Annotated in this window: 17 protein-coding genes; 6 read left to right on the top strand and 11 right to left on the bottom strand. The window is 47.6% G+C overall.

Annotated features, from left to right (window positions below; genetic code table 11):
- Complete coding sequence (locus MYF79_RS30375; protein WP_247811592.1) at window positions 1-630, bottom strand: SatD family protein; 630 nt, start codon at window positions 628-630, stop codon at window positions 1-3.
- Between the two features lie 619 nt (window positions 631-1,249).
- Window positions 1,250-2,359: a DNA-processing protein DprA gene (gene dprA / locus MYF79_RS30370; RefSeq protein ID WP_247811591.1), complete on the bottom strand. Its 1,110-nt coding sequence runs from the start codon at window positions 2,357-2,359 to the stop codon at window positions 1,250-1,252.
- A 55-nt stretch (window positions 2,360-2,414) separates the two neighbouring features.
- Here dprA and MYF79_RS30365 point away from each other — a divergent pair, with 55 nt between their 5' ends.
- Window positions 2,415-3,230 carry a 5'-nucleotidase, lipoprotein e(P4) family gene (locus MYF79_RS30365; protein WP_247811590.1) on the top strand — a complete coding sequence of 272 codons (816 nt, stop codon included), beginning with the start codon at window positions 2,415-2,417 and terminating at the stop codon, window positions 3,228-3,230.
- Between the two features lie 780 nt (window positions 3,231-4,010).
- Here the strand turns inward: MYF79_RS30365 and MYF79_RS30360 are convergent.
- The 4 genes from MYF79_RS30360 to pckA form a co-directional block, all read right to left on the bottom strand.
- Window positions 4,011-5,906 (bottom strand): OmpA family protein, encoded by a 1,896-nt coding sequence (locus tag MYF79_RS30360; RefSeq protein ID WP_247811589.1) that lies wholly within the window; start codon window positions 5,904-5,906, stop codon window positions 4,011-4,013.
- 80 nt (window positions 5,907-5,986) lie between these two features.
- Window positions 5,987-6,616, bottom strand: a complete 630-nt coding sequence (locus tag MYF79_RS30355) for a 7-carboxy-7-deazaguanine synthase QueE (protein ID WP_247811588.1) — start codon at window positions 6,614-6,616, stop codon at window positions 5,987-5,989.
- 119 nt (window positions 6,617-6,735) lie between these two features.
- On the bottom strand, window positions 6,736-7,623 hold the full coding sequence (folD, locus tag MYF79_RS30350; protein ID WP_247811587.1) for a bifunctional methylenetetrahydrofolate dehydrogenase/methenyltetrahydrofolate cyclohydrolase FolD: 888 nt from the start codon (window positions 7,621-7,623) through the stop codon (window positions 6,736-6,738).
- 164 nt (window positions 7,624-7,787) lie between these two features.
- Window positions 7,788-9,389, bottom strand: coding sequence for a phosphoenolpyruvate carboxykinase (ATP) (pckA, locus tag MYF79_RS30345; RefSeq protein WP_247811586.1), 1,602 nt, complete (start codon window positions 9,387-9,389; stop codon window positions 7,788-7,790).
- Window positions 9,390-9,834: 445 nt separating this feature from the next.
- Here pckA and MYF79_RS30340 point away from each other — a divergent pair, with 445 nt between their 5' ends.
- From MYF79_RS30340 to MYF79_RS30320, 5 genes are all read left to right on the top strand, one after another.
- Window positions 9,835-11,127 (top strand): aminopeptidase P family protein, encoded by a 1,293-nt coding sequence (locus tag MYF79_RS30340; RefSeq protein ID WP_247811585.1) that lies wholly within the window; start codon window positions 9,835-9,837, stop codon window positions 11,125-11,127.
- Window positions 11,128-11,210: 83 nt separating this feature from the next.
- Entirely contained in the window at window positions 11,211-11,984 is a 774-nt protein-coding gene (locus MYF79_RS30335) for a CDP-alcohol phosphatidyltransferase family protein (RefSeq protein ID WP_247811584.1), read from the top strand.
- Between the two features lie 47 nt (window positions 11,985-12,031).
- The gene (gene purS, locus MYF79_RS30330; protein ID WP_089828235.1) at window positions 12,032-12,277 is read left to right on the top strand and encodes a phosphoribosylformylglycinamidine synthase subunit PurS; all 246 of its coding nucleotides are present in this window, start codon (window positions 12,032-12,034) and stop codon (window positions 12,275-12,277) included.
- A gap of 107 nt (window positions 12,278-12,384) precedes the next feature.
- Window positions 12,385-13,053: a 16S rRNA (cytidine(1402)-2'-O)-methyltransferase gene (rsmI, locus tag MYF79_RS30325; RefSeq protein ID WP_247811583.1), complete on the top strand. Its 669-nt coding sequence runs from the start codon at window positions 12,385-12,387 to the stop codon at window positions 13,051-13,053.
- A gap of 102 nt (window positions 13,054-13,155) precedes the next feature.
- Window positions 13,156-15,039 carry a M1 family metallopeptidase gene (locus MYF79_RS30320; RefSeq protein ID WP_247811582.1) on the top strand — a complete coding sequence of 628 codons (1,884 nt, stop codon included), beginning with the start codon at window positions 13,156-13,158 and terminating at the stop codon, window positions 15,037-15,039.
- A gap of 135 nt (window positions 15,040-15,174) precedes the next feature.
- Here MYF79_RS30320 and MYF79_RS30315 read toward each other — a convergent pair whose 3' ends face one another.
- The 5 genes from MYF79_RS30315 to MYF79_RS30295 all read right to left on the bottom strand — a co-directional run bounded on the left by MYF79_RS30315 (window position 15,175) and on the right by MYF79_RS30295 (window position 18,385).
- Entirely contained in the window at window positions 15,175-15,423 is a 249-nt protein-coding gene (locus tag MYF79_RS30315; protein WP_247811581.1) for a hypothetical protein, read from the bottom strand.
- Window positions 15,423-15,818: a hypothetical protein gene (locus tag MYF79_RS30310; protein ID WP_247811580.1), complete on the bottom strand. Its 396-nt coding sequence runs from the start codon at window positions 15,816-15,818 to the stop codon at window positions 15,423-15,425. The genes MYF79_RS30315 and MYF79_RS30310 overlap by 1 nt, the downstream gene beginning before the upstream one ends.
- Before the next feature lie 11 nt (window positions 15,819-15,829).
- Window positions 15,830-16,387 carry an RNA polymerase sigma factor gene (locus MYF79_RS30305; RefSeq protein ID WP_149693446.1) on the bottom strand — a complete coding sequence of 186 codons (558 nt, stop codon included), beginning with the start codon at window positions 16,385-16,387 and terminating at the stop codon, window positions 15,830-15,832.
- Between the two features lie 134 nt (window positions 16,388-16,521).
- A complete protein-coding gene (gene rsmG / locus MYF79_RS30300; protein ID WP_247811579.1) occupies window positions 16,522-17,145 on the bottom strand; it encodes a 16S rRNA (guanine(527)-N(7))-methyltransferase RsmG in 624 nt (207 codons plus the stop codon).
- A gap of 106 nt (window positions 17,146-17,251) precedes the next feature.
- Window positions 17,252-18,385: a glycosyltransferase gene (locus MYF79_RS30295; protein ID WP_247811578.1), complete on the bottom strand. Its 1,134-nt coding sequence runs from the start codon at window positions 18,383-18,385 to the stop codon at window positions 17,252-17,254.
- Window positions 18,386-18,412: the final 27 nt, after the last annotated feature.

The following is an 18,412-nucleotide window of genomic DNA, read 5'->3' as shown; positions in this document are numbered from 1 at the left end:
TCATGTGTGTGTTTTTGAAATACATTCTTTAATACATTTTCGGTAGTAATGTTCCAATGCCATCACTTCCTCATAATGGGCTCTTTTCTGCCCCTCACTGATGGTAGATTGTGTGCGTCCGATCTGATCGCCCAGCTCTTTCTGTGAAAGTTCACGGTTTGCAATAGATATGGCTACAAGTTGTGCTGTTGCCGGCGTCCATTTGTCGAGTGCAATAGCTGCCAGCCGGAACATCAGGTTCAGTTGCGTATCCAGTTCCGGCCACGGGCTTCTGACACCTAAACGTTGCTTTTGCTTTTTTAGTTCTTCAAACGTTTCCCCCGAATAAACAAAAACCGGTCCGTTTGATTCGGTAATATGCGGAGCACTGTAAGTTTTTTCGCCGATCCCTATGCCGATCCTGACATCCAGCTTGTCTATGGACCTGATACAGGCCTTGATACGGATAGCTGCCAGTAATGCTTTCCAGGGTTTATTGATCTCCAGCTGGAAACTGTCCCCTCTGAATATCTCCCATGTCTTGGGTGATTTACCCCATTCTCCTAATAACTCCTTTAAAGGATGCAGCCAGATGCCAGGGTCGTTTTGCCCTCTTGAGTTGATAATATCGCCTGTAATGATGCTGGTCATACTATAAATATCGGTTATTTAGCCGATATTTTGAAATATCGGTTGATTTGCCGATAATTCAGAATATCGGTTTTAAAGCCGATAAGAGGGGAATGCCGGGGTCATTACAGGGGAGCATTGAGAACAAGGAGGAAATAAACAAAGACAAGAGAACACCTAAACAGGAACAAACCAGATAAATTAAGGAACCACAACAGATAAGATAAAATCTTGTAACCCCGGGACGCCTGAAAATATTGCTGCGTCAGGAGCGCCGTATTTGTAGCTAGGGGTTTTGGCCCTGGGGGTAATGGTGAAACCCACAACTCCGGGGTTGAATACAGAACGCCCATATCCCCGGTTGAACGGCAAACGCCCACAACCCCGGTTGAATGAACGAACCCCCGTAACCCGGAGTTGGAAATTGGTGTGACCACCACAACAATTAAGATAAAACTTTGCGAACCCAGGCGCCTTGAAAATATCGCTCCGTTAGGAGCGCCGTATTTGTAGCCCCGGGTTTCAACCCGGGGTTGAATACGGAACCCCACACACCCTGGTTGAATGCCAGAACACCGCAAATAGAATTGGACGAACAAGGGACGAATAAGCGACGAACAAGCAACGAAGAAGCGCCCTGTTAATTTATCACCTGGTATTTCTGCCCGGGCAGTCCCCTCAATACATGTTGCATTTCCAGTTTTAACACAAGGGAGGTCACCTGGCTACCCGGCAGGTGACTTTCCCGGCGAAGCTGATCTATATGCTTTTCGTCATTCCCTGTAAAAAGCGTCAATATATGCTGCTCTGCCTCATCGAGGGTCAGGAACAATTCCCGCTGGGGATTAAGTTGGCTTTTGGGAGCGTGGTGATGGTCCCATCCCATCGCCTGTAAAAGATCTGCTGCGCCGGTAATCAGCATGGCCCGGTTCGTTCTGATCAGTTCATTGCAGCCGGCTGCATGTGGATCGCCAACCCGGCCAGGAATGGCGAAGACGTCTTTGTTGTAACTATTGGCAATATCTGCAGTGATGAGTGAACCTCCTTTCAGGCCACTTTCCACTACGACAGTAGCATCTGCAATACCAGCCACAATACGGTTACGCATGGGGAAATGCTGTTTGTCGGGCATTGTATCACTGAGGAATTCGGTGAGCAGCCCGCCGTTTTCAACCATCTCCATAGCAGTGCCTTTATGTTGCGGCGGATAGATACGGTCCAGTCCATGGGCCAGGACACCAATGGTCGGCATGCCATGGAGCAAAGCCTGCCTGTGGGCGATAATGTCTATACCGTAGGCCATGCCACTGACTACTGTCACCTTGTGTGCGGCGAGATCTTCCACCAGTTTTGCGCAAACTGTCCGGCCATAATCGCCCGGTGCACGCGTCCCCACAATACTGACTATCCTGCCGGCGTTGAGATCTGCGTTGCCTTTGTAATACAGCATCACCGGACTATCTGCACAATGCCTCAGTCGTTGCGGATACTGGACACTGGTATAAAAGACCGGCTGTATATTGTTTTGCGTGATGTAGGCAATTTCTCTGTCTACCTGTTCATAGTCACAGAATTCCAGTATGGCGGCAGCTCTGACAGTGCCGATATCAGGAATATTTTCCAGCTCATGCTTAGCAGCTTTAAAAACAGCGCTGGCTGAATGAAAATGTCCGAGTAACTTTTTGGCAACGATATCTCCTATTTGTGGAATTTGTGTAAGAGCAATCTGGTGGCGTAATTCCTCCTGCATATTGCGTATTTTTGCGGTTAACATATCTAAGTTAAAACTTCTTCTGTTTACTCCCATGCAATACAAAAATATTTTACTCACATGTGCATTGCTTGCAGGAATGATTGCCTGTAAGACGACGCAACCATCAGTTTCACAGGCAGCATCATCCACCATTCTTCAGCCGTATGGTCCGGCCTGGGCTGCCCTCTGGCAGCAGAAAGCGGCGGAATACAAAGCCCTGTGCTTCCAGGCTTATAACATCGCGAAAATAAGATTGGATGAAAGTCTTTCGCAACCGGCTACGCTGCCGCCTGCAATTGTTACCGACATCGATGAAACCATACTGGATAACAGTCCCTATACAGTGCATACTGCTTTGAGAGGGGAAGGATATGCAGACAAAACGTGGATGGAATGGACGGCGAAAGCCGTTGCAGACACGGTGCCTGGTGCATTGTCCTTCCTGCAATATGCAACATCGAAAGGTGTACACGTGTTTTATATTACTAACCGTTCAGAAACAGAACGTGCGTCAACGTTACAGAATTTGCAACGCTGGCATTTTCCTGATGCGGATAATGAGCATCTGTTCCTGAAAACAACTACCTCAGGTAAGGAAAGCCGCCGCCAGCAAGTAGCGCAGACACATCACATCGTTTTACTCATGGGAGATAATCTGGGGGATTTCGCAGCGATATTCGATAAACAACCTGTTGATAAGCGTGAACAGGTTACACAACAATCCGCAGCTGATTTTGGTAAACGGTTTATTGTATTGCCCAACCCCATGTATGGTGATTGGTTGCCGGCGATGTTTGAATACAATTATAAGCGCACACCGGGAGAAATGGATTCATTGTTGCGAAGAGAACTGCGGGATTATAAATAAACGTTTGTTGACCCAGGTTTGTCACCCTGGGCTACAAACACACGGCACCTGACGGAGCCGATTGATGTTTTGTTAAATGCGTTATTTAAATGGGTTTGTTAAACGCGGTTTGTTGACGCGGATTATTGACCGTGATTGGTGACCGGATTGGTGATCGTGATTGGTGACCCGATTGTTAACCCAGGTTTGTCACCCTGGGCTACAAACACGCGGCACCTGACGGAGCCGATTGATGTTTTGTTAAATGCGTTATTTAAATGGGTTTGTTAAACGCGGTTTGTTGACGCGGGTTATTGACCGTGATTGGTGACCGGATTGGTGACGATTATTGACCGGATTGTTGATCGTGATTGGTGACCGTGATTGGTGACCCGATTGTTAACCCAGGGTTTGTCACCCTGGGCTACAAACACACGGCACCTGACGGAGCCGATTGATGTTTTGTTAAATGCGTTATTTAAATGGGTTTGTTAAACGCGGTTTGTTGACGCGGATTATTGACCGTGATTGGTGACCGGATTGGTGATCGTGATTGGTGACCGTGATTGGTGACCCGATTGTTAACCCAGGGTTTGTCACCCTGGGCTACAAACACACGGCACCTGACGGAGCCGGTTGACGTTTGTTAAATGCGTTATTTAAACGGTGATTTTAACCTGTTTATAAACATAGCCGCAAAGGAGCTAATAATGTTTTTAACTACAGTACAAAAAAAATCAGGAATAACGCATTAAACGAACAGCGATATTCCTGATTTAAAAGTTTACGTGTAGCCTTTTCCTACAGCTTCAATATTTTGAATTCCGTTCTTCTGTTTGCGGCTCTTCCTCCCGGAGTATCATTCTCCGCTACAGGGAGTGTCTCTCCGTAACCTTTTGCCTGCAGCCTGTCTGCCGGAATGCCTTTATCCACGAGATATTTCACCACGGCCTGTGCACGGCGTTCAGACAGGATCATATTGTCTTTGTCATTGCCGACATTATCCGTGTGTCCGCTGATCTCCACGATCAGGGTTGGGTTTTCCTGCATCAATCCTACAAGCCTGTTCAACTCAATTTCAGAACCCGGCTTGAGGTTGAATTGCCTGGTGTCAAAGAAGATGTTGTACAACACCATTACAGCACTTGTATCCAGTGGCACCAGGGGGATGTCCCTGACGAACATGGAATCGTCTGTTTTATTTTTCAAAGAGAAATTGTCTGAGTAGAACAGGTAACCTTTACGGTTTACGTTGAAGGCATAGTCTTTACCTGTCGGTAATGGTATCAGGTAGTTGCCTATTTTGTCTGTGCGTACAACAGCGGCAGTCTTTCCTGTTTCCAGGTCGGTCAGTTCCACGTTACCCACGAGACGGCGTTTAGTCTTTGCATCATACACATAACCTCTTACGAAGAGTGTTCTTTGTGCACGTGCTTCCGGATAGAGCTCGAAGGTGTAGATGTCCAGTTGCCCGCGGCTGTCAGATCTGTCTGAGGCGAAATAAGCGGTTTTACCATCTGCGGCTACGATCAGGCTGGCGTCTTCGTCAACAGTATTGATCGGGTAGCCGAGATTTACTGCAGGGCCCCAGCTGCCATCAGGCTGGCGGCGGGAATAGAAGATGTCCATATCACCAAAACCCTCGTGTCCGTTAGATGCAAAGTACAGGGTCTGGTTATCGGGATGTATGAAAGGAGTGGTTTCGCGACCGGGGGTGTTGATGTTCGAATCCAGTCGCTCCGGGAAGCCCCATTTACCATTGGGTTGTAACTTGCTCATGAAGATCTCCGAACCGGCATCGGCGGTCTCACGGGCAAAGTACAGGGTCTGCCTGTCTGCCGAAAGACTGGGTTGCGATTCCCAGTCGCGCGTATTGATAGGAGAGCCCATGTTCATAGGTTCTACCCACAATCCTTCTTCTGTTCTGATCGTGTAGTAGATATCGCAGCTGCCTCTTCCTCCCGGGAAGTCACAACCGGTGAACACCAGCATATTCCCGTCCTGCGAGATGTTCTGCGCGCCTTCATTGTTGGCGGTATTTACCGGCGAGCCAAAACCATAGGCAGGCATCCAGCCGAGGCTATCGTCTTTTTCGGATACGTAAAAGTCTTCATTCTTGCTGTTCACACGACGGGTGAAAACGAGGGTCCGGCCATCGATGGTAAGGGACGGGAAATATTCCGGATCCTTGGTATTGATGCTGTCACCCATATTGCGTGGTTTGAAGGGCACCGGTTTGGCAGCAGCTTTTGCTGCGAAAGTATAGGCTTTTTGTAACGCTTCTGCTCTTGCGCTTCTGGTTTTGTTGGTCTGGATGTACAGGGTAACGTTGGACAGCGCTTCACTGAACCGTCCTTCACCTGCCAGTGCTTTGGCATAAGATAGCATAGCCGGTCTTGTAGATGGGCTGTCAAGTCTTTTCAGTGTTTCGTAGTTGATGATGGCTTCCTTGTATTGCTTCATTTCCGCGTATGTGATGACCATCTGTCCATAAGCGTCTGTAAATCCGGGTTCCTGTCTTACAGCGTCTTTCAGCAGTTCAATAGCATCCGTCATGCGGTATTCCCTTACTGCCATCTGAGCATCATCAAAAGTCTTCTGTGCTTTTTTCTTCGCGTTCTCATAGGTTATGACCTGGGCGCTCAGTTCCAGGCATAACAGGAAGCAACTGCTCATCAATAAAAGGACTCTCTTCATAACTTTTTAGATTGGCTAGGCCGCCAATATATGAAAAAAAGCACAAATGTAAGGGGTTAAAATGATGTAGGGTAAAGGTTTTAGGGTACATTGATGTACTTATGCACCTGCAGTGAGAGTTGCCATTTAGGATTCTCCTTGATGTAGTCAATGATCAGGGGAGTGATCTGGGCAGCGCGGTCCCATTCCGGCTGCAGGTAGAGTTTGCAGTGCGGGCCTGCCAGCGCTGCATATTTTTCGGCCCAGGCGAAATCAGTCTTGTTGAATATCACCACTTTGAGCTCATGGGCCACTCCGCAGATCTCCGGAAGAGGCGCCTTGAATTTCTTGGGGGAAAGGGTGATCCAGTCCCAGTGCCCGCTTAGAGGGGAGGAGCCGGACGTTTCCATGTGCGTACGGAAGCCTTCCTGGTGCAGGGCCTCTGTCAGTGCGTCCAGGTTGTGCATAAGGGGTTCTCCACCGGTGATCACGGCAATACGGCCGGGATGTACCGCGGCATCCCGTACCAGTTCACTGATGGCGATCATCGGGTGGCGGGAAGCGTCCCAGCTGTCTTTTACGTCGCACCAGTGGCAGCCTACATCACATCCACCCAGGCGTATGAAATACGCGGCCTGGCCCTGGTAGTTTCCTTCACCCTGCAGGGTGTAGAAACGTTCCATTACAGGAAGCTGAAGAGATGTTGCGATATCGGCTGTAGTTGTTGACATTTTGCAAAGGTACGTAAATGGGAAGATTCACTGGCAGGTCGGTGCCCGGAAATGCAGAACGCTTAACGCTTTATAGGCCGGCAGCCGTACAAAGTGTTAAGCGTTTTACAGGATATTCCTTAGTTCATGTTTACTTTCTGGCCCAGGGAGGCGTGGTAGGTGTTTTTCAGCAATGCTGCAATGGTCATCGGACCAACACCGCCCGGTACCGGCGTGATGAAGCTGGTTTTAGGTGCTACGGCGTTGTAATCTACATCGCCTACCAGTCTGAAACCGCTCTTTTTGGTAGCATCCTCAATACGGTTGATACCTACGTCGATTACAACAGCTCCTTCTTTTACCATATCGGCGGTAACAAAGTTCGGACGACCAATAGCTGCCACGATGATGTCGGCCTGGAGACAGATCTCTTTCAGGTTTACCGTCTGGGAGTGGGTCAGCGTTACGGTACAGTTGCCCGGATTAGCGTTACGGCTCAGCAGGATGCTCATGGGCGTACCTACGATGTGGCTGCGTCCGATCACTACCGCATGTTTCCCTTTGGTAGGGATGTTGTAGTGTTCCAGCATCAGCATAATACCATAAGGCGTTGCGGGAATATAAGCAGGCAGTCCTGCCACCATTTTACCGACGTTCATGGGATGGAAGCCATCCACATCTTTGCTGGGATCAATGGTGTTGATCACCAGTTCTTCGTTGATATGTTTCGGAAGAGGAAGTTGTACGAGGATACCGTCAATATCTGCATTTTCATTCAGCAAGGTGATATTGTCCAGTAAATGCTTTTCAGAGATTTTCGCATCGAAGCGTAAAAGAGTGGAGTGAAAACCGATCTCGGCGCAGGATTTTACCTTAGATGCCACATAAGTTTCACTGGCCGGATTGTTGCCAACCAGGATGGCCGCCAGGTGGGGGACTTTTTTGCCCAACGCTTTCAATTCAGTTACCTTATCTGCCAATTGGGCTTTAACAGCCGCTGAAACAAGTTTACCGTCTAAAATTTGCATGCGCAAAGGTAGGTATTTCCTTTCAAGTTCCGCAAAACAAGTTCCCTGCCATCAATAATGAATATAATGAATAGGTTACTTGTTTTGCGACAGACAAAGTCTGTACATCGGTGAACTTGTAATAGTAGTGGAAATTTTAAAGGCAGGGTAGAATGCCAATATAGTTAAATTCTTGGAGATGCAGATAAAATTTCCGGCGTTGCCTGGTCGGCATATTTCTCAAAATTCTGTACAAACTTATGTCCCAGTGCATTAGCCTGCTTATCATATGCTGCCTTGTCGGCCCAGGTATTACTCGGGTCCAGCAGGTCTGCAGGTACACCCGGACATGATTCGGGAATGGAGAAGCCGAACACCGGATGATCCTTATATGCCAGCCTGTCAAGCTGTCCTTTCAGGGCCGCCGCTACCATGGCACGGGTATAAGACAGTTTAATGCGCTGTCCTGTGCCGTATGCGCCTCCTATCCAGCCGGTGTTGACCAGCCATACTTTTGCTTTGTGGCGGCGTAATTTCTCTCCCAGCATCGATGCATACCTTACCGGATGAAGTGGCAGGAAAGGAGCGCCAAAGCAGGTGCTGAAAGTAGTTGTAGGTTCGGTAATGCCCGCTTCGGTACCGGCTATCCGGGCTGTGTAGCCGGAAATGAACTGGTACATGGCCTGCTCCGGCGTCAGCCTGGAAATGGGCGGTAATATGCCATGAGCATCGCAGGTAAGGAAGAATATATTTTCGGGAATGCCGCTTACAGAAGGTATCAGGGCATTATCGATATAGTGCAGCGGATAGGATACCCGGGTATTTTCCGTAATGCATTTATCTGCATAGTTTACCTCTGTGGTGCCCGGATGGCAGCTGATATTCTCCAGCAAAGCGCCTTCACGGATGGCATGGAATATCTGGGGCTCATTTTCTTTACTCAGGTTTATACACTTGGCATAACAGCCGCCTTCAAAATTGAAGATGTTGTGTGCCGTCCAGCCATGTTCATCGTCGCCAATCAGTTTTCGGTCGGGGTCCGCACTGAGCGTCGTTTTGCCGGTGCCGCTCAATCCGAAGAAAATAGCGGTATCGCCAGCTTCTCCCTGGTTGGCAGAGCAGTGCATGCTCAACACGCCATGCTCATGAGGCAGTATATAATTGAGGATGGTGAAAATGCCTTTTTTGATCTCGCCTGTATATGCTGTTCCGCCGATGATGATCATCTTCCGGCTGAAGCTGACCATGGCGAAATTACCCTGGCGGGTGCCGTCTGTAGCAGGATCTGCCAGGAAACCCGGCGCCTGGATCACGGTCCATTCCGGGTGGATATAATCCAGCTCCTCCTCAGCAGGGCGCAGGAACATGTTGTAGGCAAACAGGTTGGCCCAGGGCGTTTCCGTGATCACCTTGATGTTCAGACGGTAAGCCGGATCGGCGCAGGCATAACCGTCCCGCACCCATACGTCCTTACCCGTAAAGTAACGGGTGATCTTGTCGTACAGCTTATCAAAAACATCAGGGTTAACCGGAATGTTGAAGTCATTCCAGTTAACTGTAGATGCCGTAAGCTCATCTTTCACAATAAATTTGTCCTTGGGAGATCTGCCGGTGAACTGGCCGGTATTCACAGCAAGCGCACCGCTGCTGGTGATTGTTCCCTGTCCCGCAGCTACTGTTTGTGCGATCAGTTCTGCCGGCTCCAGTTGGTAGTAAATATGACTTGCCTGCCGGATACCTAGCTCTAATAGGTCGGCAACAGGATTCCTTACACTGCTGACTTGCATAGTAAGATTGTTTTGGTGTAGTAAGCAAATCTAGTGCTTTTTTGATATTATCAAATTAAAGGCTGCAGATTTGCATAAATTTAGAAATTGTAACTGCTAAATGGATATTTGTTTGATAAATATCTAAAATGGATCTGGCTGTTTTGTAGGAAATGGTAAAGAATTAAGTGGTGGTCGTACACTTATTGTTATCCTGTACAATAGTATATTTCATTATATTACAGCGTCGTAAATGTTATCCGATATTTATTTCTGTCTTCTCCTGAATTCCACCTGAAAAGTTGCGGTCTCTCATAGAAAGTACGCTTTATGTTTCATACGGCAGAAGCGCCCTTGTCAGAGTATGGAACAGGACAGGTTTCCGGCCGGAAAGAGAAGATGGTGCTTATTGTGAAATTTCAGTAGGTTTGACGCGCATTTACATACACCACCGTAAAAAAAGAATATGAAACATTTACCATTAGACTCACAGATCTTCATAAAGAATCGCCAGCGCTTTATTGCAGAAATGCAGCCCCAGTCCATCGCTATCATCAATTCCAACGATGAGCTGCCAACCAACGGGGACGCACTTCATAAGTTCCAGCAGAATGCAGATCTGTATTGGCTGACCGGTATAGAGCAGGAGGATACGATGGTTATATTGTACCCCGATAATCCGGACCCGAAATACAGGGAAGTGCTGGTACTGGTCCGTCCTAACGAGCTCAAGGAAAAATGGGACGGTCACCGTCTGCGAAAGGATGAGGCTTTCGCTGTTTCCGGTATCTCTACGGTAGTATGGCTGGATTCCCTGGACGCTTTACTGCAGCCATGGATCCATGATACCACCAACATTTATCTCAACACCAACGAAAATAACCGCAAATCCAGCCTGGTACCTGTAAGGGATTACCGCTATGCAGATGAGCTGCGCAGCCGTTACCCCTTGCATAATTACCTGCGCGCGGCCGTTATATTTAAGAAACTGCGTGCTGTTAAGTCGGCAGAAGAAGTGAAGGTGATCCAGCACGCAATAGACATCACAGAAAAGACCTTCCGCCGTTTGTTGCAGTTTATCCGTCCTGGTGTATGGGAACATGAGATCCATGCAGAGATCCTGCATGAATTCCTGCGCAACAGGGCAGACGGAGAGGCATATGGCTCCATTATCGCCAGCGGCGACCGTGCGCGCATTCTCCACTATATATTCAACAACCAGGAATGTAAGGACGGGGAACTGATACTGATGGATTTCGGCGCTGCCTATGGTGGTTACAATGCAGACCTGACCCGTACCGTGCCTGTAAATGGTAAGTTCACCGCCCGCCAGCGGGAGGTATACGATGCCTGTCTCCATCTGCATAACTATGCGAAATCCATCCTCAGGCCGGGCATGACCATCGCGAAGTATCATGATATGGTTGGTGTGGAAGCGGGAAAACAGTTTGTGAAGATTGGTTTGCTGAAAGAGGAAGACATCAAAAACCAGGATCCCGAATCACCAGCCTATCGCAAATACCTTTACCATGGCATTTCCCACCACCTCGGAATAGGTGTACATGACCTGGGACCGTCATTCCATCAGCCCATCCCGGAAAATTCCGTGATGACAATAGAACCCGGTATCTATATTGAGGAAGAAAAAATGGGTATCCGCATAGAGAACAATGTATGGCTGACAGCGGGGGGCAATGTGGACCTCATGAAGAATATTCCGATCACTGCTGAGGAGATAGAGTCGTTGATGAAGAAATAGTGTATATATTTACTAAATATTTAATGCTAAAAATGTGCGATCGTCTATGGATACATTTCCATAGGCGATCGGCTTGAATACAAATGAAGCAACTACCTAACATCCTTACGCTCAGCAACCTTTTTTGCGGCGCCCTGGCCGTTATTTATATCCTGCATGCTCCGCAGTACATCGCGGAGTTCAACGGCGTAGAGTATACAATCACCAACCCGGAGCCGGTTTACTGGGCCTCTGCCATGGTGGTGCTGGCCGCTTTATTTGATTTTACCGACGGACTGGCAGCCAGGTGGCTCAAGTTGCAATCGCCTTTTGGCCGGGAGTTGGACTCCCTGGCAGATGTGATCAGTTTTGGACTGGTACCGGGACTGATGCTGTTCCGCCTCCTGCGCAGCGCTTATATGCGTATGCCCGATGTATTTGACGTGTCTTACGTGAACCTTGCGCCGGCCCTGCTGGTACCTTGTTTTGCCGCTTACAGGCTGGCGAAGTTCAACCTGGATACCCGTCAGTCGGAGAATTTTATCGGTATACCCACACCCGCGGTAGGATTGCTGGTGGCTTCCTTCCCGCTGATCATATTGTACAATCCGTTCAACCTGGCCCACTGGCTGCAGAATATCTGGGTGCTGTATACCATCATCGCCCTGTTGTGCTACCTCATGGTAGCGGAAATACCAATGCTTAGCCTGAAGTTTAAAAGTCTGCAGCTCAGGCCCAACTGGGCCCGTTTAGTGCTGGTGGCACTGTCGGTAGCAGGCATTCCTGTACTGAAATTTGCCACCGTGCCTTTTGTCTTTGTGTGCTACGTTCTGCTGTCTGTTATGTCAAAACCTTCTACCGGTAATGCCGTTAAGTAGTTGTTTTTTGCGATTTATATCTTAGGTTTGCGTCAAAATTTTTAAAAATGACGTTTACTGCACATATTAATGTGATGCCGCTGAAAGAATTACTGGACCCTCAGGGTAAGGCGGTAATGAGTGGTTTAAAGAACCTGGGCATCAACAATGTACACGACGTAAGGATTGGCAAACATATCACCTTGCAGATAGATGCTGCTACCAAAGAAGAAGCTAAACAACTGGCTGAAGTGGCCTGTCAGAAACTGCTGGCTAACCAGGTAATGGAATCTTTCGAAGTAAGCATCCAGTAAAAAATCAGCAATTACGGATTACGAATGTCGAATTACGAATGAGCCTATAGCATCTATGATCGTCGCTGCATGTCATTCGTAATTCGTAATTTGTAATCCGCAATTGTATGAAGTTATATCTTGTTCCTTCTCCTATAGGCAATCTGGCCGATATCACCTACCGCGCAGTCAAAGTACTGGAAGAAGCGGACCTGGTGCTGGCGGAAGACACCCGCACCTCAGGGATCTTATTGAAGCATTACAATATCAATAAGCCCATCACTCCCTACCATCAGCATAACGAACATAAAGTCCTGCAGCACCTGGTACAGCAGCTCCAGGCAGGTAAGACCATGGCCCTCATCACCGATGCAGGTACCCCGGGCGTTTCCGATCCGGGATTTCTCCTGGTACGTGAATGTAACAGGGCAGGCATACCCGTTGAATGCCTGCCAGGCGCTACTGCCTTTGTACCGGCACTGGTCAACAGCGGTATCCCGATGAACCGTTTCGCTTTTGAAGGATTTCCGCCCCTGAAAAAGGGACGTCATACCCTGTTTACCCAGCTGGCTACGGATGAGCGTACACTGGTGTTTTATGAATCTCCCCAGCGGCTGGTCAGAACACTGGCCGACCTGATTACCTACTTCGGACCAGACCGCCAGTGCTGCGTTAGCAGGGAACTGACCAAAATGTTTGAAGAGAATAAAAGAGGTACCTTACAGGAGGTGCATGATTATTTTAACGAAAAAGGGGTAAAGGGGGAAATCGTCCTCGTTGTCGAAGGTAAAGCATAAAACCCGCTTGTCAATTTCATGCAAATTCATATCGATAATAAACTTAGATTAACGTAATCTCAGATCAACGTAACTCAATTTAACGCAAACAAGAACTTAAGGATGACGCAAACGAGAGTAATGAAATGCCTGCTGGCATGCCTGTTCATTGCCGGTTGGCAAAGCACAGAGGCTCAATCGGACCGCTGGCAGCAAAGAGTAAAGTATGTGATGGACATCGATATGGATGTTGCTGCCCACCGCTTTAGCGGCAAACAGAAACTGCAATACACCAACAATTCACCCGACACCCTGTTTAAGGTATTTTATCACCTTTACTGGAACGCATTCCAGCCCAACAGCATGATGGATGTGCGCAGCCGTGAACTGGGACAAACGGTGATATACAGGGACAAGAACGGTAATGAAAGACGTGACTGGGACGGCCGTGTAACAGACCGTATTTCCAAACTGCAACCCGACCAGATCGGTTATCAGAAGATCCTTTCGCTGAAAAGAGATGGCGCCAGCCAGTCATATAACGTTATTGGTACCATCCTCGAAGTACCCCTGGCTAAGCCTATCCTGCCGCATACCACTACTACGTTTGATATGGAGTTTGAAGCGCAGGTGCCTGTACAGATCCGGCGCAGCGGCCGTAACAACTCCGAAGGTGTGGATTACTCCATGGCGCAGTGGTATCCTAAGATGTGTGAGTATGACTATGAAGGATGGCATCCTACGCCTTACATCGCCCGTGAGTTCTATGGTGTATGGGGCGACTATGATGTGAAAATCGCTATCGATAAAAAGTTTGTCGTAGCAGCTACCGGATATCTGCAGAATCCTAACCAGATCGGCTATGGCTATGAAATGGCCGGCACAAAGGTGTTGCGCCCGGCAGGCGATAAGCTGACCTGGCATTTCTCGGCGCCTAATGTGCATGACTTTGTCTGGGCGGCAGATCCTGACTATAAACATATCACGCAGCAGGTGGATGGCTTTACAGCACATTTCTTCTACATCGAGAATGATATTACGAAAAATACCTGGCCGCAATTAGCCAAAATGATCCCTGATGCCTATAAATACATTAAAGCACATTATGGTCCTTATCCTTACAAGAGCTATTCCTTCATACAGGGAGGAGATGGTGGTATGGAGTATCCGATGGCTACACTGATCATGGGCAATGGCAAAATAGAAGGCTTATACGGTCTGGCTGCACATGAATGGATGCACACCTGGTACCAGGGCATGCTGGGAACCAATGAAAGCCTCTATCCATGGATGGATGAAGGGTTCACTACTTTCGCTGAAAACAATGTAGTATATCACACACTGGATTCTCTGAGGTCACCTTCGCCTCAGACAGGTGCGTACAATGGTTATTTTTCTCTGGTAAGAAGCGGTTATGAAGAACCTTTGAGCACACACTCCGATCATTATAACAGCAACTTTGGTTACAGTCAGTCTGCCTATTCAAAAGGAGCGGTATTCCTGGAACAGCTGGGGTACATTATCGGTGCTGCTGTGCGTGACAGAGGGCTTTTAAGATACTATTGGGAATGGCGTTTCAAGCATCCCAATGTGAACGATTTTGTTCGTGTGATGGAGAAAGAAAGTGGTCTGCAACTGGATTGGTATAAACAGTACTTTGTATATACCACTAAGCATATTGACTATGGTATCGACACTGCATTTGAGAACAGCGGTAAAACAATTGTAAGGCTGAAGCGTATCGATAAGATGCCTATGCCGATAGACCTGCTGATCACTGCGAAAGATGGTAAGAAAGTGATGCATTACGTGCCCATGTCCCTGATGTTCGGCTCCAAGCCTGCGGAAGACAGCACGCCCCGTGTCGTACATGATTACTGGCCATGGACTAACAGGACTTATGATGTGGAAGTAGATATGCCGCTGAGCGAGATCGCCAGCATTGAAATTGATCCGAGTGCAAGAATGGCGGATTTGGATAGGAGTAATAATGTAATGACAAGATAACAGCTAAATAATTTCTGATGATAACAGGTTGCTTTTGAAAGAAGGCAACCTGTTTTTTTATGGTAAATAAAAAAGGCCGTTCCTTTCAGAACAGCCTTTCTATGACAATAGTCTATCTATCTAAAAAACGGCTTGCTATTCCAGCACATCACAGTAAAATCCCTGCTTCTTTACAAATTCAATCACATCATCTTCCTGCACTTTCATCTCTGTAATGCGTAATACCTTATCGCAGTCCTCCAGGTCAACATGGCAATGACCTACTTCAAATCTGTTACGGATAGCCTGCAGTATATTTTGCCTGTCTTCCTGTGTAGCTATATTGGTTTTGAATATACCTATCATGGCAAATGGTGTTAAGTAGTTTACAGCTAAACTTTGCATTATGGATTTGTTTCTGTTTTCTGCTGATCTTTTGGTTCATTGTAAAAGCCTTCGTTTCCCCAGCGGTTGGGCATACCGCAGCGGCGTAATTTCTCGCGCAGTTTATCTCTTTCTTCCTCTGACATATTTTCCATTCTCTCCATCATTTTTCTGCGCCATTGTTGCTTGGCACGCATACCCCAGGGGCCGCCACCGCTGCCATGCCATCCGAAGAGGAGTTTACCAAGCAGGCAAAGACCAATGGCCTGCCAGAAGGTAATGAGCGGACCGTGGAAGAGGTCTGGTATCAGGCAGTTCCAGAGTATCTGAACGGCGAAGCCAATGAAACAAAAGAAGATGGCGCCAAGTACAATGAACTTTAACACATGCACAATCTTCGGAGTACGACGTTTCATATATAATGTTTTTAATCTTTTAAAAGCTCTTTATACAGTTCCGCCAGCCGTTCACGTAAGTACAGCACTGCATATCTTTTTCTGGATAATAAGGTATTGACGGATATACCTGTTTCGGCAGACATCTCCTTAAAGGACTTGCCTTCTATTTCATGTTGCAGAAACACCATGCGTTGGTCCCCGGGCAATTCATCAATAGCTTCCATAATAGACTCGGCTATTACTTTACGGGTCATGGGCGCATCACTCAGCGCACCCGGGTCGGCTATCATTTCTGAAAGGAACAGGGTCTCTTCTCCATCCTGCTCACGGGTATGTTCGCTGAAGGTGGATTCGCGTTTCTTACGGAACCAATCGGTGATCTTATTACGGGTTACAGTGAACAGCCAGGCGGTAATAGAGTCGATCTGACTCCCCAGGCGGGAATATTCTGTAAACTGGTAAAAAACGTCCTGTAATATGTCTTCCGCGTCAGCTACATTATTCACCCGTTTCCGGATAAAATGAAGTAAGCGTTTGCGCTCCTGCCGCACCGTTTCCTGGATGCGCTCATTTTGTTCTGCAGCCATAGCCAGAGGCGTTTTTTTAAGGAGCAATTCTTTCATCTTACTAAGGGAGACGAAAAAACAGAATGGATATTTTACAGTTTACGAAATTTTTATAATATTTCCGGGCTTATTTTGTGAGAGCTATTGATTTTCAATTATTTATTTACTACAACAATGTGCTTTTCCAGGAAAAATTCTTCCGGGAACAGTTTGTAGATATTCGTCAGGCGGGGACGTACACCGCTATCTGCTATCTCCCCGGTCAGATCGCCGCCTTTCAGGCAGATCAGTCCGGGTTGCTGTTCATGGGCGGGCGCTTTCTTCAAAACCGGCTTACTCCAGCGCCACAGGTCTTTCAATGGCGCTACTGCACGGGAAACTACCATGTCAAACTTACGGTCTTTGATATCTTCGACGCGTGTATGGGCGGAACTGACGTTCTTCAGGCCCAGCGCCTCGGATACGCCCTGCACCACCTTGATCTTTTTACCGATGGAATCTACCAGGTGAAACTGCACTTCCGGGAAGAAGATGGCCAGGGGAATGCCAGGGAAGCCACCGCCCGTGCCCAGGTCGAGTATCTGCATCCCTGTCGGGAAGTCGGCAATGGCCGCAATACTGAGGGAGTGCAGCACATGTTTCTCGTACAAGGCGTCAATGTCTTTACGGGAAATCACATTGATCTTTTCGTTCCATTCCTGGTATAAACCTGCCAGGGCCTTTAACTGCGCTAATTGTGTATCCGTAAAGTCAGAGAAGTATTTGAGTACGATATCCATGATTGTAGTGATGGTCTGTAAATTGATGCAAATGTAAAGAGGATGTACCAATAAAAAACGGCTGCCTCTTTTTGAGACAGCCGCCGGTATGTCTTGTAGTTCACTACTACCACCTGTTCTTTGACTTGAACAGCAGGGCAGGAGTGAGGATAATATAGTATAAGCACATAAAGAAATCCATGAACAGGCTGAACTTGAAGAGGTCTGACTCATCCAGTTTGCGCATCGCCATGAAAGAGATCACAGATTGCAAAAGCAGTTTTCCTCCGAAAATAGCCAGCGTATATATGCGCAACGGTTCATAGAAGATGCTTGCAAAGAACAGCGGATAGAATAAAAAGTGACTTAAAGAGAACAGGCCCAGCAGGAGCTTATGACTGAAGCGGTAATGCTTGCCGGTGGACATATGCCTGGTCTTCTGCTGAAACCATTTCTTCCAGCTGGTCTTTGGTTCTGAATAAGTGAAGGCTTGTTTGTTGATCACCACCCCCACATTATGCCGGTTGGCAGCTGCATTGACAAACAGGTCGTCATCGCCGGAGGCAATATGGTGGTGTGCTGTAAAGCCTTTATGACGGTTGAACAGTTCGCGTTTGTAAGCCAGGTTACGGCCTACGCCCATATAGGTGATGCCGCTGAGGGCAAAAGAAAGGTATTGTAATGCACTGAAAAAGGTCTCGTAGCGGATCACCTTGTTCAACAGGCCCGGTTTCTTCTCGTAAGGACTGTAACCCAGTACGATCTCTTTGCCATCCGTAAATCCCTGGCTCATCAGTGATAGCCAATAGGTGCTGGCAGGTTTACAGTCAGCATCTGTCAGCAGTATGTTTTCGTATCTGGCACTTCTGATGCCCATGGAGAGCGGGAATTTTTTTCCGGGGATGAATTTGGCGGCTTGTTTGATCTCGATATGGCGGTAATGAGGATATCCGGGCTCGATAGAACGGAGGTAATACTTGGTGTCGTCTTCAGAATTGTCATTGACTACGATCACCTCATATGCCGGCTTTTTCTTGTCGTGATACCTTTGCAACAACACCGACGGCAAATTCTTCTGAAGATTCAGCTCCTCGTCTTTCGCGCAGATGATAACGGAGCATTCCTTATCGGGATCGATATCATTTTCGAAGGTACGGCGATAAAAAGCTACCCGGGAAAAGAAAAACAGGTAATACAATATTTGTATGGCTGCAACGGTAGCAAAAGCGTAAAAGGCTAATAAGCCCAAGTTATACAACATAGCAACAACAAATATATACGTTTTTAG

Source organism: Chitinophaga filiformis (genome assembly GCF_023100805.1).
Taxonomy (GTDB): Bacteria; Bacteroidota; Bacteroidia; order Chitinophagales; family Chitinophagaceae; genus Chitinophaga; species Chitinophaga filiformis_B.
Note: the sequence above shows the minus strand (reverse complement) of the source record. Positions and strands in the feature narration are given on the sequence as shown.

What these genes read in the sequence shown, in the direction of transcription:
- MYF79_RS30375 (WP_247811592.1), bottom strand. Translation starts at nt 630, where the DNA reads ATGACCAGCATCATTACAGGCGATATTATCAACTCAAGAGGGCAAAAC.
- dprA (WP_247811591.1), bottom strand. Translation starts at nt 2,359, where the DNA reads ATGCAGGAGGAATTACGCCACCAGATTGCTCTTACACAAATTCCACAA.
- MYF79_RS30365 (WP_247811590.1), top strand. Translation starts at nt 2,415, where the DNA reads ATGCAATACAAAAATATTTTACTCACATGTGCATTGCTTGCAGGAATG.
- MYF79_RS30360 (WP_247811589.1), bottom strand. Translation starts at nt 5,906, where the DNA reads ATGAAGAGAGTCCTTTTATTGATGAGCAGTTGCTTCCTGTTATGCCTG.
- MYF79_RS30355 (WP_247811588.1), bottom strand. Translation starts at nt 6,616, where the DNA reads ATGTCAACAACTACAGCCGATATCGCAACATCTCTTCAGCTTCCTGTA.
- folD (WP_247811587.1), bottom strand. Translation starts at nt 7,623, where the DNA reads ATGCAAATTTTAGACGGTAAACTTGTTTCAGCGGCTGTTAAAGCCCAA.
- pckA (WP_247811586.1), bottom strand. Translation starts at nt 9,389, where the DNA reads ATGCAAGTCAGCAGTGTAAGGAATCCTGTTGCCGACCTATTAGAGCTA.
- MYF79_RS30340 (WP_247811585.1), top strand. Translation starts at nt 9,835, where the DNA reads ATGAAACATTTACCATTAGACTCACAGATCTTCATAAAGAATCGCCAG.
- MYF79_RS30335 (WP_247811584.1), top strand. Translation starts at nt 11,211, where the DNA reads ATGAAGCAACTACCTAACATCCTTACGCTCAGCAACCTTTTTTGCGGC.
- purS (WP_089828235.1), top strand. Translation starts at nt 12,032, where the DNA reads ATGACGTTTACTGCACATATTAATGTGATGCCGCTGAAAGAATTACTG.
- rsmI (WP_247811583.1), top strand. Translation starts at nt 12,385, where the DNA reads ATGAAGTTATATCTTGTTCCTTCTCCTATAGGCAATCTGGCCGATATC.
- MYF79_RS30320 (WP_247811582.1), top strand. Translation starts at nt 13,156, where the DNA reads ATGACGCAAACGAGAGTAATGAAATGCCTGCTGGCATGCCTGTTCATT.
- MYF79_RS30315 (WP_247811581.1), bottom strand. Translation starts at nt 15,423, where the DNA reads ATGCAAAGTTTAGCTGTAAACTACTTAACACCATTTGCCATGATAGGT.
- MYF79_RS30310 (WP_247811580.1), bottom strand. Translation starts at nt 15,818, where the DNA reads ATGAAACGTCGTACTCCGAAGATTGTGCATGTGTTAAAGTTCATTGTA.
- MYF79_RS30305 (WP_149693446.1), bottom strand. Translation starts at nt 16,387, where the DNA reads ATGGCTGCAGAACAAAATGAGCGCATCCAGGAAACGGTGCGGCAGGAG.
- rsmG (WP_247811579.1), bottom strand. Translation starts at nt 17,145, where the DNA reads ATGGATATCGTACTCAAATACTTCTCTGACTTTACGGATACACAATTA.
- MYF79_RS30295 (WP_247811578.1), bottom strand. Translation starts at nt 18,385, where the DNA reads ATGTTGTATAACTTGGGCTTATTAGCCTTTTACGCTTTTGCTACCGTT.